Raw genomic sequence first — 16898 nt, 5'->3', positions numbered from 1 at the left:
GTCCGCTAGACTGTTACAACCTTAAACAGTCTTAACGAACACCCCATGCACCGCCATCTCCTGACCCCTACAGTTTTTGCCGCTGCAAGCTGCATACTGGCAGTCACCGCCAGCTACGCGCAATCAGTGGCGATGACGGGGGTGATGGGCAGCAAGGTGCTACTTATCGTCAATGGTGGCGCGCCCAAAGCGCTGAGTGTCAGCGAAAGCCATGAGGGTGTTCGCGTAGTGCAGGTGCAAGGCGATCGCGCAATTGTTGAGGTGCAGGGCAAGCGCCAGACCCTGCAGCTAGGCGACTCTCCTGTCAGCGTAGGCAAAGGTCTGCCAAGTGGGCGCAAAGTGGTTCTACGTGCGGACAGCCGTGGGCATTTTCGAGAAAACGGGTTTATCAATAACAAACCGATGGTCTACATGGTCGACACCGGGGCCAGCACTATTGGCATTGGTCAATCAGACGCTCAGCGCATGGGCATTGATTTCAAAAAAGGCCTGCCTGTGACCGTCCGCACCGCCAACGGTAATACCCAGGGATGGCGCATCAAGCTAGATACGGTACGTGTGGGAGACATTACCGTTTATGGGGTAGATGCCATCGTCAGCCCCCAACCCATGCCTTTTATACTGCTGGGCAACAGCTTTCTGGCGCAGCTGCACATGACTCGCCAAGGCAACGAGATGGTACTGGAGCAGCGTTAAATCGTGATCAGTACCCACCCGAGCAGTTTGGCGCATCTGTCTTTGCCAACCCATACAGAAGATGAAGCGCCTTATCAAGATTTGCTGGGCATGTGGTCGGATCTTGAGGCTGCACTGAGCCTGCTACTCACCCGCCCCGCCCTGGTCCAGCAACTGCCTACCAAAGTGATGCAGCTCGATGCCTGGCTGCAAGAGCTTGTCGCTCACGACAGCGATAGCGCTCTGTATCTCATGTTCCAGCTGGCGGGAAGCTCAACTGTGGGTTACAGCGCTTCGCACGCCCTGGTCTGCACCACCCTGTGCCATATTTTGGCGGCAGACTTCCAGCTGTCACAGGCTGAACGCGACGCATTGGTCCATGCAGCCTTCACCATGAACATCGGCATGACTGCTTTGCAAGATCAATTGGCACTGCAGCGCGAGCGCCCCAGCGTGGCCCAGCAGGAAGCCATACGCATGCATCCTGCCGAAGGTCGGCACACGCTCCAAAAGCTAGGCGTACAGAACAAACTCTGGCTGGACGTGGTGGGACTGCACCACATCAACACGCCCGCCCAAGTACCGTTGATGCAGCAGCCTGCTGCAGAGCGTTTGGCACGCATACTGGCCACCTGTGACCGGTATGCCGCCATGATCAGCCCCCGGCGCAGCCGGGCTGGCCGTAGCGTGACTGAATCAGTGCAGGCTGTAACAGGCCCGCAATCCAAGCTGTACGAGCAAGCGGGCGATGCCTTGATCCGCAGTGTTGGCCTCTTTCCTCCTGGCGTGTACGTAGCACTTTCCACCGGTGAAACAGCCGTCGTTATCCGGCGCACCCCCCACATTGGCTACCCTTTAGTTGCTACGCTGCTGGACACTCGAAAGATGCCGCTGCGGCAACCCGAATTAACCGCAACCAATGGACAGGATGTGCGCATCACCCATGCACTGTCACCTTTCGAAGTTAATCTGCAGGTCGACCACCGCACCATGGTTCGCCTGGGCATGTATGCCGCGCGCTTTAGCGATGGCTTGCACCAGCTGGTTTTTATACCTGGCGCACGCTGAACACGACCCAGCATACAAAGCGGCATATTCCATGCAGCTTTAAATTCAATAGCTACTTGCGCTGAACTGGTAAGCGCCAGGAGCCTAAATGGTTTCGCTTTCACTGGCTGCACAAGCCGGCATGTAGCGCTCACGTTTATGCGCTTTGAGCTTGTGCACATCCACCAGCACCAGTCCATCCACACAGTTCGAAAAATCCGGATCTACGCCAAAATCTAAAAAACGCACCCCGCCGGGTTCAGCCACTTCAGCGTATTGCTTGTAGAGCGTTGGCACGCTGGAGCCCATGTGTGCCAGCAAATGCTTGAGGCGCACAAAGTCTGCAACACGATCGTCTCCGGTGAATTGGGCGCATACTTCCAATCCATCCCCTGAGGGAACATACGGCCTGCGTGCATGGGCCAAACATGCCGCACCGTAGTGGGTGCGATAGTGGTAGATGAGCAAGTCACGTGCAGCCTGAGGCATGTCGCGGCTGAGTGAAACCGGACCGAACAGGTAGCGGCATTCGGGGTAATGCTGTACATAGGCACCAATTCCAAACCAGAGATAGTCCAGCGAACGCTTGCCCCAATAGCGTGGCTGTACAAAAGAGCGACCCAGCTCCAGTCCTTGCTGCAAAAATGGCTGCATGCCCGGCGTAAATTCAAACAGGCTGTGCGTATACAAGCCCTCGGCTCCCTGCTGCGTCAGCACCTGGGCCGTGCGCGCCATACGGTAAGCACCGGCGATCTCCAGATCCTGAGGGTCCCACAAGATCAGATGATCGTAATAGGCATCAAAACGATCCAGATCTCGCCGGGTACCACTGCCCTCCCCAACTGCGCGAAAAGACAGCTCACGCAAGCGCCCTACTTCCCGCAGGATGGGTGAGTCCAGTCCACCGCTAAACAAATGAATGCGCTTACCGTCAGGCGTCTCCCCCAGCAACTTGCAAGCAGCAACCGCTTGAGCCAGGGAACTGCGATCCACAGGATGCGCAATCGCTGTCTCAACACGCAGCAGCGAAGGTTTGTCCTGCGCTACGCGGTACAGGTGCTTGCGCAGCAGCTTGGCAGCAGCATCAGGCTCCAAGGGCAATGCGCCATAGCTGGTATGCGGAATCGGATGCCCAATACGCAAGGCAATGCTTTTCTGGTGCTGGCCAAACATCTCTTTGACCAGCAGCAGGGTCGCCAGTGGCTTGTACAGCATGGATGCACCGTAAAACAGCGCGGAGTTACGTCCATCAATGTGGATTGGGACGATGGGCGCTTGTGTCTGCCCTGCCAAACGTAAAAAACCATTGTTCCAGCGCCCATCCCTCACGCCTTCCGGGTGCAGGCGCGATACTTCGCCCGCCGGAAACATGATCACCGCGCCGTCTCCCTGCAGGTGTTCAAGAATTGCCTTGAGCTGGCGCGCCCCGCTGCGCTCGCCCATCATGGTGACGGGCAGCAACAGGCGTTTCAGAGGCGCTACTTCAGCCAGCAAACCGTTGGCCACAATCTTCACATCACGCCGTATGCGCCCCACCAAATTGAGCAACGCCAGTCCATCCAAAGAGCCAATGGGGTGATTGGCAATGATGACTACGCGGCCCTGCGCAGGAATGCGCTCGCGTTCGTTATCCCGCACGGCATAGCTGAACGCGAAGTGTTCCAGTGCCTGCTCTACAAACTGGAATCCTTCAAGATGCGGGTATTGCTGGGCAAAGTTGCGAAAGCTCTGCTCGCGCAGCAAGCGTCGCAATACCCCACGCACCCCCTGACTGATGCGTGGATGACGCTGCAACTGCGGCAAATGCATGTCAACGATCTGATCGACTGAAATCATGGTGCTTCCTGGCGAGTGCTGAACACACCGTGATGCTGACTGTCTTGCATGACAGCGATGCGACATGCACATGACAAAACCATGACCATTCAAGCAGCCACTACCTTCGAGCAAGACAAGGCTGAAATACACCCGAACAATTTGAACAGCACCTTCAGTGCTGGGCTGCAGCCAGTCGCCACACCAGTTAAGCCATGTACCGATCTCCATCCTTGCTGAACAGCCGGTGCTGCACAGAGATGAAAAAATCATCTGTCCGGTTGCTTCTCCCAGGCCCCGCCGTTGCAACATGCACCCTTGGTTTTTCATAGCCAACGGTTGCAATCACGATGGCCAAGCACTGGTTTGCCATTTATTTTTCTGGTTTCAAGTTCAGCCGATAGCCCACCTGCAACTCCGTCATGAGGTATTGCGGCTGTGCGGCGTTTTGTTCTATTTTTTGACGCAAATTTGCCATATGCACACGTAAGTAGTGAGGTCGATCCAGGTACTCTGGCCCCCAGACTTGCAGTAACAATTGCCGGTGAGTAAGTACCCTGCCCTGCCCCGCAATCAGGGCTGCAAGTAAACGAAACTCAATCGGTGTCAGATGCACATCCTCTTGCCCACGCCGTACCTCGTGGGTGGCCAAATCCACAGTCACTGCACCAAACGCAATTTGCGTACTGGACACACCAGCTGTGCCCACGAGTTGGCGCCGCCGCAGCATGGCCCGCAGGCGAGCCAGAAGTTCAGGTACACCAAATGGTTTGGACAGGTAGTCATCCGCACCGGCGTCCAATGCAGCAACTTTTTCGCCTTCATGGTCCCGTGCTGACAAAACGAGAAGAGGTAATTGACTCCAGCGACGCAGTTCGGTGATCACGCTTTTTCCGTCTGCATCAGGTAGACCAAGATCCAGAACCACCGCATCAGGCTGCCTGGAAGCCGCTTCAATTAATCCACGCTTGGCGGTTTCGGCTTCAAAAACCTGCCAGCCTTCGTCCTCCAAGGCCAAGCGAACAAAACGACGAATGCTGGCATCGTCTTCAATCAGCAAAATTCGGGGAGTAGAACTGTTCATGGAGCGTAGGGGCGAAGAGCATTCACACAACTTTATGCATCAATGTCTGGTTGCTGGGTCAATGGCAACTTGATAAAAAACACTGAACCAGTCCCTGCTTCAGCGGTGGCAGCGCTCAAACTGCCGCCATGCGCCTGCACAATGCGCTGCGCCAAAGCCAGACCTAGCCCCATGCCAGATACTGCAGTTTCAGTCTGGCCACGGGTAAATGGTTCAAACAGTTGTGCTGTGTCCATATGCATGGGCAAACCGGGGCCAGCGTCGTGGATTGAAATGACACAGGCTGGCCCGTCGATCTTGGCGGCCAATGAAATCAACGTCCCACTGGGGGTGTATTTGATCGCGTTATCGAGCAGGTTGACCAGTACACGCTCCATCAGCACAGCATCCACATGCAGCAACGGCAATGTGGCCGGAATATCAGTATGCACGGGGTGATCGGTCAGACGCTGGCGCATCTGATGCAGGGCGCTTCCCACCAACTCATCCACCGGAAACCATTGTCTGTTCAGGTGCACACCACCTTGCTGCAACCGAGCCATCGCCAGAAGGTTATCAATCAACTGCTGCATGGACTGTGCCTGACTGAATATCTGGAGCAGCATGTCTTTGCTTGCCCCTGCTCTGGCATGGGGCAAGGCCGCTTGGGCTGCCCCCAAAATACTGGTCAAAGGGGTGCGCAAGTCATGTGAAACTGCCGCAAGCAGCGTGTTTCGCATGTGCTCGCCTTCCATGGCAACTTGCGTTTGCTGCGCTACCTCCACAAAGTGAACACGCTCCAGCGCCAGTGCAATCTGGCTGGCGCTGGCGTCAAGCAAGCGGCGCTCTTCCGGCACCCGCAACCGATCCGGGGTGCGCAGTTGTAGCGCCAGCACACCACGTGCACGTACCGGAGCCATCAACGGCACATACAGCGCAGGCGCTGCGGCCAACGTGTCGGTACCATGCCCGGCAATCTTTCCATGCTCCATGCACCAGCGTCCTACGCTGATGTCAATCGAACCTTCGCTACCGCGGACGATATGCAGCTGTTCTTCACTGTCAGGCAGCAGCAAACCGGTTTGCGCACCAAATACTCCTGACATGGTGGACAACGCAATCGCAGAGACTTGATCTTGTGTCAGGGCACCTGAGAGATCCCGCGCAAGTCGTGCCAATGCCCCGGCCCTGCGTTCACGCTCTGCCGCCACACGCGCTTCGTGGCGCAACCGTGCCATCAATTGCCCACAAACCAGGGCTACCCCCAGCATCAGGCAAAAGGTGAAAACGTACTGGGTATCGTTGACGCTGAAGGAGTTGCGCGGCGGCACAAAGTAGAAATCAAACAGCAGCACCGACAGCAGTGCCGCCCATGCACCCGGCCCGCGCCCCCAGCGCAGCGCAGAGAGCACAACCACCAGCAAGAACAGCATGACCACATTGGCCGGGTCAAACACTTGAAGCAGCAGCTCCGCCAAACCAGTTGCCGAAAAACAGGCCAGCGTAACGCCCAGATAACCTTTCCATGAGAAAAGGCTGCCAGTGCCTACAGGTAAACGCGGGGCGCCCTGATTTTTAAAACTGTTGACAGAAAGCACCAGTACATCCAGCCCAGGATTGAGCAGTGCAATCTGCTCTGGCAAGCTGGGGGATCTCCAAGGCAACCAGCGACGCAAGCGCTGCTGCACCCTTGCCAGCACCAGATGGCTGGCGTTGCGTTCTCGCGCATAGTCGACCAATGCCTGCGCCACATGCGCGCCCGGGATGGTCGCCGTGTCTGCCCCCAACCGTGCTGCCAGCGCCAGCGTCTTCAGGACAGCCTCTTGTGCCGGGCGTGGGCGGTGCTGACGCTCAGGTGCATCCACGTAGACCACCATCCACTCAGCTTCCAGTCGGCGCGACAGCCGTGCCACCTGACGCACCAGTGCATCGTCTCCTGCGCGCCCTCCAATGCAGACCAGCAACCGCTCACGTGCAGGCCAGACCTCATTGATTGCGCGCTCTCGGCGGTAATCACGCATGTCTTCGTCTACACGGTCGGCCGTGCGGCGCAAGGCCAGCTCGCGCAGTGCCAGCAAATTACCCAGTCGAAAGAAGTTGCGCGAGGCACGCTCCGCCTGCTCCAGTGGGTACACCTTTCCGGCCTTGAGCCGCTTGAGCAGCTCTTCCGGTGGAATATCGACCACGATGACTTCATCAGCATCATCAAAGATATGGTCAGGCACGGTTTCGTGCACCTGTATCCCCACAATAGCGCTGACCACGTCGTTCAGACTCTCCAGATGTTGCACATTCAGTGTCGTCCACACATCAATGCCCGCATCCAGCAACTCCTGAACATCCTGCCAGCGCTTGGGGTGGCGCGAGCCAGCGACGTTGCTGTGGGCCAGCTCGTCAAGCAACAAGACACCAGGGCGATGCGCCAGCGCCGCATCCAAATCAAACTCGGTCAGTGTCTTACCCTGGTAAGACACTGACCGACGCGGCAGTTGCTTAAGCCCATGCAACTGCTGCACGGTTTCGGCACGATCATGTGTTTCCACCAAACCGACCAAAACATCCAGACCTGCCTGCCGCTCTCGCTGTGCCGCAGCCAGCATGGCGTAGGTCTTGCCGACGCCTGCGTTGGAGCCGAAGTAAATACGCAACTTACCGCGTTGCGCCTGCTGCTGCGCTGCCTGCAACTGGGCAACCAGCGCATCCGGATCGGGGCGTGCCGGCGCACAAAATGGGTGGTGGTGGTTTACCGGCATCGTGTTGTCATTGTCAGTGTTTCTGTAATCACACCAACCCCAGCAGTGTCAGCGACATATCAATGAGCTTGATCGCCACAAACGGCACGATCAATCCACCCAGCCCATAGATCAGCAAATTGCGGCGCAGCAGTGCAGCAGCCCCCACAGCACGATAAGACACACCACGCAAGGCCAATGGCACGAGGGCAATGATGATCAGCGCATTGAAAATCACCGCGCTCAAAATCGCCGAATCAGCACTGTGCAGCTGCATGACGTTCAATGAGGCCAGTTGCGGATAAGTGCCCACAAAAGCGGCAGGAATGATGGCGAAATACTTGGCCACATCATTGGCCACACTGAAGGTGGTCAGCGCACCACGCGTCATCAGCATTTGCTTACCCGTCGCCACGACCTCAATCAGTTTGGTGGGATTGCTGTCCAAATCCACCATGTTGCCGGCCTCTTTGGCAGCCTGGGTACCGCTGTTCATGGCAACGGCCACATCGGCCTGCGCCAGTGCGGGGGCATCGTTGGTACCATCGCCCGTCATTGCCACCAGACGCCCGGCCGCCTGGTGCGAGCGGATCAGCTGCAGCTTGTCTTCAGGTCTGGCTTCAGCCAGATAATCATCCACACCTGCTTCGGCAGCAATAGCGGCTGCAGTCAGCGGATTGTCCCCCGTCACCATCACCGTTTGAATGCCCATGCGCCGCAGCTCAGCAAAGCGCTCTCGCATACCGGGTTTAACAATATCTTTGAGCTCAATCACACCCAGCACCCGGGGCCCATCAGCAACCACCAGCGGCGTGCTGCCCTTGCGCGAAACATTGTCAACCGATTGCTGCACAGCGGCAGGCAAGCTGCCACCCAGCGCTTGCACATGGCTGCGCACTGCATCGGCAGCACCTTTGCGCAAGCTGCGCAGGCCATGAGGTGCTGGCAAGTCCACACCACTCATGCGTGTCTGTGCGGTAAATGGCACAAATTCGGCCACTAACTCAGCAGCAATGCGGTCAGGCAGCCCATGGCGCTCTCTGGCCAAATTCACCACGCTACGCCCTTCCGGAGTTTCATCAGCCAGCGAAGCCAGCTGTGCCGCCTCAGCCAATTGCAGTGCAGTCACGCCTGGCGCCGGAAAAAACTCACTGGCCTGCCGATTACCCCAGGTAATGGTGCCCGTCTTGTCCAGCAACAGCACATCCACATCTCCTGCCGCTTCCACCGCACGGCCAGAAGTCGCAATCACATTGGCCTGCATCATGCGGCTCATTCCTGCCACACCGATTGCGGACAACAAGCCACCAATCGTGGTTGGGATCAGGCACACCAGCAATGCCACCAGCACAGCAATGCTGACTACTGAACCACTACCAGCCTGTGATACAGCAAACGCCGAGAACGGCCACAGCGTAACAATGACCAGCAGGAACACCAGAGTCAGGCCTACCAGCAAAATCGACAGTGCCAGCTCATTGGGTGTTTTCTGGCGCTTGGCCGACTCGACCATTGAGATCATCCGGTCCAGAAACGACTCGCCAGGATTGACCGAAACCTGCACCACCAGCCAGTCTGACAGCACGCGCGTACCACCAGTGACGGAAGAAAAATCTCCCCCAGCCTCACGGATTACGGGTGCTGACTCACCGGTAATGGCGCTTTCATCCACCGATGCCACCCCTTCTATGACCGTGCCGTCCAGCGCAATCACATCGCCAGCTTCCACCAGCAATGTCACCCCCTTGCGCAACTCACTGGCACGTACAGGAATCCAGCTGCTGCCGTAGCTCGGTTGCTGCAGAACCTTGGCCATTGTGTCGCGCTTCATGCCGCGCAGGCTTTCCGCCTGAGCGCGGCTACGGCCTTCGGCCAAGGCCTCTGCGAAGTTGGCAAACAGCACGGTGAACCACAGCCAGAGGGCAATTGCCAGCGTAAAACCCAGGTTCTGGCTCTCCCGATCCATCAGACCTTGCATCCACAGCAAAGTTGTCAGCAAGGCACCAAGATAGACCACAAACATCACCGGGTTGGCCCACTGCGTGCGCGGTGAAAGCTTGCACACAGCCCCTCGCAAAGCAGCGCGCAGCAGCTTGCCATCAAACAGGCTTTTGCCTGCCGTCATATTCTTGTGATTCATGGCTTACTCCTTGGCTGCACCAGCAGAGACTGCGGGCTGGTGCAAAGCATCCAACGCCAGATTGAGCTGCAGTACATTGACCCGAGGCTCCCCCAGCAGATAAAGGGTGCGCTGCTCAGTTGATTGACTGAGCAGTTGCTGTACCTGCTCATGCGTCAAGCCGCGCTCCCTGGCCACACGCGGCAATTGCAGCGCGGCATTGGCCACTGAGATATGCGGATCAAGCCCCGATGCCGAAGCTGTCACAGCATCCACAGGAACGGCAGCCCCAGCGGCCATACCGTTGTCCATGCGGTACTGCGTCACACGCCTGGCAACGGTTTCAGCCAGATCCTGGTGAGTACTGCCCTGGTTACTCGCCCCGGATGCAGCGGCGTTGTAAGGCGATGCCATGCTGGCACCTTGCTGGGCAGGGTCCGGGCCAAGGGTAGCGCTGGGCCGGCTGTGAAAGTAAGACGCAGCTTCAAACTGCTGGCCAATCAAAGCAGACCCTAGGATTTGTCCATCACGCACGATCAGGCTGCCATTGGCAGCCTGTGGAAACAGGGCCTGCGCCACACCCGTGGTCAGAAGCGGGTAAGCAATGCCGGTCACCAGCATCACCACCACGGCAGCTCGTACGCTGCTGCCTACAAGCTGCCCCCAGGAGCTGGAGTTCGATGCCGTGGGCGTGGCCATGTCCACAGCAGCAGACACAGACGGGAAAAGAGAGGAAGAAGATTTCATAGCTTGCTCCTTGGTACGGGGCACATAAGCCCCGCCCCTTTGGCAAAAAGTTTCGTTATGCGTACAGCTGGCCCACCAGCATTTGCAGATGCTCAATCACCGGGCCTAGCGCCAAGGCGGGCAGGAAAGTAAGCCCGCCAACCACCAGTACTACAAAGACCAGCAGCCCCATGAACAGCGGCGTGGCAGTTGGGAAAGTACCTGGCCCAGCCGGCACCGTCGCCTTGGCGGCCATGCTGCCGGCCACAGCCAGCAAAGGCAGCAAGGTTAGAAAGCGCCCTGCGAGCATGGCCAGGCCAATCGTGGTGTTAAAGAAGGGGGTGTTGGCATTCAGCCCAGCAAAGGCAGAGCCGTTATTGGCTGCGGCTGAGGCATAGGCATACAAGATTTCCGAAAAACCATGCGGCCCACGGTTGTTCAGACTGGCACTCGCATCAGGCCACAGTGCAGCCAGCGCGGTGAAACCCAAGATGACCGCCGGATGGGCCAGCACCGAGAGCATGACCAGCTTGATCTCACGCACCTCGATCTTCTTGCCCAAAAATTCGGGCGTTCGGCCAATCATCATTCCCGCCAAGAAAACCGTCAGGATCGCGTACTGGATCAGGTTGATCAGACCCACGCCATCACCACCAAATACGCAATTGAGCATCATGAGCGCAAGCGGTGTGATGCTGCCCAGCGGAGTCAGTGAATCGTGCATGGCGTTGACCGAGCCTGTGGTTGCAGCCGTAGTTGTCGTTACAAACAACGCTGTGTCAGCAATCCCGAAGCGCAGCTCCTTGCCTTCCATATTGCCACCCGGCTGGGTGATACTCGCCTGCTGATCAGCCCCTGCTCGTGCCAGCAATTGACTGCCACCCTGCTCTGCCGTAAACACCAGACTCAGGAAGCCGACAAACAAGACCAGACAGGCACCAAAAAATACCCACCCCTGACGGCGCTGCAGCAGCATGGAGCCGAACGCGTAAGTCAATGAAGCAGGAATCAGCAACATCGACAAGATGTGCACCAGATTCGTCAACGGTGTGGGATTTTCAAACGGGTGCGCAGCATTCATACTGAAGAAGCCGCCTCCATTGGTGCCCAGGTGCTTGATGCTCTCCAGACTAGCCACCGGCCCCATCATCAGTTGCTGGCGTGCGCCTTCCACCGTGGTGGCCAAAGTCTGCGTATTCAACGTCTGGGGAATGCCTTGCCACACATAAAAAAGCGCGACAAGCAAGGACAACGGCAGCAACACGCGCCACAACACTCGCACATAGTCGACCCAAAAGTTGCCCATATTCAGACTGCTGGAGCGCGCCAGACCTCTGACAAAACCTCCGCAAACGGCAACACCCGTTGTCGCGCCCGCAAACATCAGAAAAGTAATGGCGGCCATTTGCGTGGCGTTGGTCAAGCTGCTTTCACCCGCATAGGCCTGCCAATTGGTATTGGTGATGAAAGAGGCTGCGGTATTGAATGCCAAATGCGGCGGTTGTGCGGCAATCTCCAGCGGGTTAAGCGGCAACCAGTCTTGCGTACGCAAGATCAGGTAACCCAGCAGCATCATCACTGCATTGGAAAGCAGCAGTGCCGCGCCATAGCGCTGCCAGCCCATCTGTTCTTGCGGGTTGATGCCCAAAGTGCCATAAGTCAAACGCTCTAGCCATGTGTGGTGGTCGCTGGTAAAACAGCGCGCCAACCATTGGCCCATTGGCACAGTCAGCACGGCCATGACCGCCAGCACTACGGCAAATTCCATCCAGGGTAACCACATGGTGTTCCCCTCTCAGATACGCGCCAAAGCGCGAGCAAAGCCCAGCAGGGCAACAAAACAGGTGACCGTGAGACTGACAAAAATCAGGTCTTGTAGTGCGTGCATGCTGGCTCCTTAGAATTTTTCAGGGCGCAGCAGCGCATAGCCTAAATAGGCAAATAACCCTAACGCCATTACTGCAGCGCAGGCTTCAATCCAGTGGCCGGTCATCATTTGATTTCTCCCGTTGCCAGCGGCCTCGATGCACCTTGCATGGAGGCATCATTTGCCAGCGATGAAAGAAATATAAAAACTCCCCCATCAACGCCGTATAGAGAATGGCGCGCTAGATATCAAGATGGCATCAAGCTTTCGAGCTCGCAGAGCGGGCAAGGCGTGACCTTGATGCGTTGTTCAAAATATCTTTCGTTTTCTCCGCCAGCGATGCCTGAAACTGCACTGCTTGACCTGAATGGGGCTGTGCATACACAGACAACTTGGGATCGGGCTGCACATCGGGTGGCACATCGGGCAGCCCACCGAGATAAACGTGCACGGGCCGATTCAGCTGCTGCGTCCACGCACCATAGACCTGTACGGCGGTGGCTCGAAGCGCAGAAATCCGCAAAGGCAATTGAGACAAAATTTGCGCCTCAGACTGCACGGCAGGCCCATACGCCTGAGACAGCTCTTCATGGCCTTCGTCACACCAGGCTTGCACGCTCTGCGCAGTCACCTCCAGGTGCCCTTGGAATGCCCAGTTGCGCCAGTGCAAAAAGCCCTTGTTCAAGCAAAACGTGCCATACAGGCTGCGAATGGCACCAGAGGGAATCTCAAAAGTGTCGTAATGCCAGTTGAACTGGGTAATCTCGCGCGGCAACTGAAGCCGCTCCTGCGCTTGGCGCGTGACCCACACATTGCTCCACCCAATGTTGGGGCAAGGATTGCGCCGCACCCGTGCACCCATCGCTCTGGCAAGCATTTGCGCGCCAAAGCAGTGACCTAACACCGGTATATCGTGTGCCAAGGCATCTTGCAGCAGGCTGCACTCTTGCTCAATCCACTGCAGCGGCTCATTCGCGCAATGGTTGCTCCCCAGCACCACCACCCCTCTGTAGTCGCCCACATGCCACGACATGCAGCCTTTAACACAAGGCGTGATCAACTCGTAGGTAATACCTTGGGATGACAAATACTCTTCAAATACGCCGGGGCCTTGCGTAGCTTCGTGCTGAAGAATGGCAATAGGCTTCATACATGGATGTGCCTGATCGTCCAGGCCTGTAGTTTCGAAGCCTGCAATCTAGGAGCCTTGCCATCAAATCCGCGTTGAGATTGGCAGGTGCCGCATCAAGTCGGCGTGGTTAAGTGCAAATGGCCAGACAGTTCACTGCCAGCGGCAAGCAGCCCGAACCGCCCCTCTCCCCCATCAGGGCGTGGTGTCCCTCATACTCACGGCCTTTGAAGTTTTCTGTGACTGCCATGCAAGCCCTGCTCGACGCCATTGCCCAATTTGAGTTGCCAACCGATGCCCAGCGTATCTTCCACGGTCGGGGTGGGCGCTTTCCGGGGTGCGAGCACCTGGTGCTGGACGCATTCCCGCCTGTTTTGCTGCTGACCAGCTTTCAGCCTCTGGACGAGGCCGTACTGACCACCATTGACCAAGCACTGCAAGCGCGCTGGGCACAGATTGGCCAAGGCAAGCCCCTGAACTGGGTATTTCAAACACGCCAAAGCGGCAACAAGGTAGAGACACGCTTGATGGCTGGCAGCGTGCCAGAGCCCCACACCGTGACCGAGTCTGGCCTTCAGTTTCGCGCCCATGTGCTGCGCGGGCAAAACCACGGTCTGTTTCTGGATATGGCCGAAGGCCGCCGCTGGGTGCATGAACATGTGGCGCAGCACCCTGAACACCGCCACGGCATCAAAGTACTGAACCTGTTTGCCTACACCTGTGCCTTCTCTGTTGCAGCACTGCATGCGGGCGCACGCCAGGTGCTGAATATGGACATGTCCCAGAGCGCGCTGGCGACGGGCCAGCAAAATCACCAGCTCAATGCACTCAACGGTGCCAGCTTTTTGGCACACGACATCTTTAGCAGCTGGGGCAAGATCACTCGAAGCGGGCCCTACCATTTGATCGTTATCGACCCCCCTAGCTACCAGAAGGGCAGTTTTATCGCCACCAAAGACTACGCCAAGCTCATGCGCCGCCTACCTGACTTGCTGCGCCCCGGTGGCCATGTGCTGCTGTGCCTGAACGCACCAGAGCTGGGCACGGCATTTTTGAAAGAACAAATGGCAGAGATCGCACCCACGCTGCAGTTTGTCGAGCGTGTCGCCAACCCCGCCGCGTTTGCTGACACAGATGAAGAGCGCAGCCTCAAAGTCTTGGTCTACCGTGCGCCCGGCACCGAAGCCATGGCACACTAAATTACCAGAAAAAAGCACCTTTAACGCATGTAAATAAAGCACTTACAGCTATCAAAATATGAACACTGCTTTGATTGACCCCGCGCTGGCATCGTGCCTGCAACGTTTTGTGCAACTGGATGCGAACACACCAACCCCGCATCTGGACTACGTGCAGCGACGCCGCTTGCTCAGCGAGCTGCAAGCCCGCACGCTGCGCACGCTGCCATTGCCCGGCATTAGCGTGCACAACCACTTCGTGGCTGAAGAAGGTCGTGAAATTGCCTTGCGCAGCTACATGCCCACCGCGCAGGCCACGGGACAGACCTTGGTATGGCTGCACGGTGGCGGCTGGATGGTGGGCAGCCTGGATACCCACGACGATCTGTGTGAACACCTGGCCCACTACACAGGCCACACCGTGCTGAGCGTGCACTACCGCCGCACACCTGAAAACCCCTTTCCCGCCGCTGTGGATGATGCCCAGGCCGTGCTGCGCTGGCTCTATCAGATGCAGGGGGTGCTGCCTTTTGCCAGCCAGAAAGTGCTGCTGGGTGGTGACAGCGCAGGCGGCCATCTGGCTTTGGCAACTGCTGTGCGTGCCGTGCAAACACCGCAAGACGCGCATGCCCATATTCAAGCCCTGCTGCTGCTCTACCCCTGCATTCAACCAGCACAAGACAACGACAGCATGCGCCGCTTTGCCCAAGGGTTTGGGCTGACAGGCGCTGCCATGCAGCAGTACTGGGATGTCTTGGGTGGTGCAGACGAGGCCCTGCGCACCCCCAGCCTGTGCCTTGATGCCCTGCCCTTGCTGCCACCTACCGTCATCATGACGGCCAGCCACGATGTACTGCGCGATGAAGCCGAAGATTTCGCACACCAGTTGCAAGCCCTGCCCCAAGGCCCGCGCGTGTGTCTGCAGCGCGCTGAAGGCATGGTGCACGGCTTTGCACGCATCTTGGTCAGCAGCCCCGCTGCACGCCAGCATGTACAAACAGCGTGCAGCCTTCTGGAGCAAGTGCGCGCAACCTGCGCATAAACTACAGGCAACTTGCAAGCAGATCACAGCATTTAGCGCCCAGATGATGGCGTGTTGCACGCCGCCACCTCTTCATGCTGCCAACAGCGGGCAAACCCAGTCTTTGGCAGTGATTTGCTGGCACAAATACCAGCCGTTACGCGCACTGGATTGCCCACAATTAAATGCAGATGAATTCAAATTCATGCTGCGTTAAGTGCAATTGGCGTGCATACAATGCCTGCACATTTCGCCATCAGGCGGGTGTTCAACTTTGACAAGCACGCCATGAACCACACTCTCACGCGCCGCAACACCGAATCAATAGCTCTGGTGGCTTTGTTTGCCGCACTGCTGGGGGTGATGGGCTTGATTCCCAAGATCGATTTACCACTGGGCGTGCACATCTCCATCCAGACACTGGGTGTCATGCTCGCAGGTTGCCTGCTGGGCCCATGGCGTGGCTTGCAAGCTATAGGTCTGTTCTTGGTGGCCGTGGCAGCAGGCCTGCCACTGCTGTCTGGAGGGCGAGGCGGTCTGGGCGTTTTCATGTCTCCCACTACCGGCTACCTGGTGGGCTGGACCGCTGCAGCCTTTGTGACCGGCTGGCTCATGTCCATCCTGCCCAAATCCACACCACTGCGCGCTGCAGGCAGTGCATTTGCGGCATCAGCCATTGGCTGCATTGCTGTGCTCTATCTGTTTGGGATTGCGGGCTTGGTATGGATTGCCAAGATTCCACTCACACAAGCCATCTGGGCCAACGCCATTTTTGTACCGGGCGATCTGATCAAGTGTGCACTGACTGCTCTGGTGGTGCACAGCATTGCACGCGCTCTGCCTGAATGGCGGCTGGGTGGTGCAGTCAGCCGTTAAAGCATTTCATAGCAACGAATACTTATTGGACAAGCACTACAGACTGAAAGAACTTGTAAAAAATCTTGTAACAAAGACGACAAATGCCTAATCTTGCGTCTGGTTTTGCCCGGCCACAAGGGCAAGACATTGCTAGAAAGCTTGACTGGCTATGCGCTACACATTATCCGTTCTTACCGCAGCCTGCCTGCTGGCTTTAGGCCAGCCTGCCTGGGCTGAAACCACAGACCGCGATTTTTTACTGCGGGCCCGCAATGCAGCTTTAGCGCTGCCTGACACGGACCGTGCCAGCGCCAGACAGTTGCTCCAGCAACTGCAAGCCCGTATCTCCAGCGCCCCTGTCTCTCAGCGCCAGCTGCCCTTTCACCGCGTCTTTATCGCAGTGAATGGGGCGCTTCAAAAGCACTACACCACATCGGTCAGGGCACACCTGCTGCCCCAGCCCTTGCTTGCAGCACACTGGATCAACCCGCCCGTTGAGCAACTAGCAGCCCGCGCCGCTATGAATCTGGATACAGCCATGGTGCAACGCTGGCTGGCTCCGTGGCTGGATGTCGCTGCCTGAGACAACTGAATTTCAGTGTTATCAACGGTAAACGGAATATGTACGGGCGATAGCTGCTGTTAATTACGACCAATACAGACAGCAG

13 protein-coding genes and 1 pseudogene are annotated in these 16898 nt (G+C 57.4%); 6 read left to right on the top strand and 8 right to left on the bottom strand.

Features of this window, described 5'->3' with window-relative positions:
- Positions 1-45: 45 nt before the first annotated feature.
- Together H9646_RS13255 and H9646_RS13250 are read left to right on the top strand one after the other, a co-directional pair.
- Complete coding sequence (locus H9646_RS13255) at positions 46-696, top strand: retropepsin-like aspartic protease family protein (RefSeq protein WP_191723840.1); 651 nt, start codon at positions 46-48, stop codon at positions 694-696.
- Between the two features lie 6 nt (positions 697-702).
- Complete coding sequence (locus H9646_RS13250; protein WP_404813107.1) at positions 703-1743, top strand: HD-GYP domain-containing protein; 1041 nt, start codon at positions 703-705, stop codon at positions 1741-1743.
- A gap of 84 nt (positions 1744-1827) precedes the next feature.
- Here the strand turns inward: H9646_RS13250 and H9646_RS13245 are convergent, their stop codons facing one another.
- From H9646_RS13245 to H9646_RS13210, 8 genes and pseudogenes are all read right to left on the bottom strand, one after another.
- Entirely contained in the window at positions 1828-3558 is a 1731-nt protein-coding gene (locus tag H9646_RS13245; RefSeq protein WP_191723839.1) for a lysophospholipid acyltransferase family protein, read from the bottom strand.
- Positions 3559-3910: 352 nt separating this feature from the next.
- Positions 3911-4621 (bottom strand): response regulator, encoded by a 711-nt coding sequence (locus H9646_RS13240; RefSeq protein WP_191723838.1) that lies wholly within the window; start codon positions 4619-4621, stop codon positions 3911-3913.
- Between the two features lie 32 nt (positions 4622-4653).
- The gene (locus H9646_RS13235; protein WP_191723837.1) at positions 4654-7353 is read right to left on the bottom strand and encodes a sensor histidine kinase; all 2700 of its coding nucleotides are present in this window, start codon (positions 7351-7353) and stop codon (positions 4654-4656) included.
- A gap of 28 nt (positions 7354-7381) precedes the next feature.
- Positions 7382-9472 (bottom strand): potassium-transporting ATPase subunit KdpB, encoded by a 2091-nt coding sequence (gene kdpB, locus H9646_RS13230; protein WP_191723836.1) that lies wholly within the window; start codon positions 9470-9472, stop codon positions 7382-7384.
- Between the two features lie 3 nt (positions 9473-9475).
- A complete protein-coding gene (gene kdpC, locus H9646_RS13225) occupies positions 9476-10198 on the bottom strand; it encodes a K(+)-transporting ATPase subunit C (RefSeq protein WP_191723835.1) in 723 nt (240 codons plus the stop codon).
- Positions 10199-10253: 55 nt separating this feature from the next.
- On the bottom strand, positions 10254-11960 hold the full coding sequence (gene kdpA / locus H9646_RS13220) for a potassium-transporting ATPase subunit KdpA (RefSeq protein WP_191723834.1): 1707 nt from the start codon (positions 11958-11960) through the stop codon (positions 10254-10256).
- Between the two features lie 114 nt (positions 11961-12074).
- On the bottom strand, positions 12075-12173 hold the full coding sequence (kdpF, locus tag H9646_RS13215; protein ID WP_225214189.1) for a K(+)-transporting ATPase subunit F: 99 nt from the start codon (positions 12171-12173) through the stop codon (positions 12075-12077).
- Between the two features lie 307 nt (positions 12174-12480).
- A pseudogene (locus H9646_RS13210) lies at positions 12481-13194 on the bottom strand (type 1 glutamine amidotransferase); the annotation flags it as partial.
- A 227-nt stretch (positions 13195-13421) separates the two neighbouring features.
- Here H9646_RS13210 and H9646_RS13205 point away from each other — a divergent pair.
- From H9646_RS13205 to H9646_RS13190, 4 genes are all read left to right on the top strand, one after another.
- Complete coding sequence (locus H9646_RS13205; protein ID WP_191723832.1) at positions 13422-14372, top strand: class I SAM-dependent methyltransferase; 951 nt, start codon at positions 13422-13424, stop codon at positions 14370-14372.
- Between the two features lie 58 nt (positions 14373-14430).
- The gene (locus H9646_RS13200) at positions 14431-15393 is read left to right on the top strand and encodes an alpha/beta hydrolase (protein WP_191723831.1); all 963 of its coding nucleotides are present in this window, start codon (positions 14431-14433) and stop codon (positions 15391-15393) included.
- 267 nt (positions 15394-15660) lie between these two features.
- Positions 15661-16248: a biotin transporter BioY gene (locus H9646_RS13195; RefSeq protein ID WP_191723830.1), complete on the top strand. Its 588-nt coding sequence runs from the start codon at positions 15661-15663 to the stop codon at positions 16246-16248.
- A gap of 151 nt (positions 16249-16399) precedes the next feature.
- Positions 16400-16813 carry a hypothetical protein gene (locus tag H9646_RS13190; RefSeq protein WP_191723829.1) on the top strand — a complete coding sequence of 138 codons (414 nt, stop codon included), beginning with the start codon at positions 16400-16402 and terminating at the stop codon, positions 16811-16813.
- Positions 16814-16898: the final 85 nt, after the last annotated feature.

Source organism: Comamonas avium, from assembly GCF_014836675.1.
In the GTDB taxonomy this organism is placed as follows: domain Bacteria; phylum Pseudomonadota; class Gammaproteobacteria; order Burkholderiales; family Burkholderiaceae_C; genus Comamonas; species Comamonas avium.
Note: the sequence above shows the minus strand (reverse complement) of the source record. Positions and strands in the feature narration are given on the sequence as shown.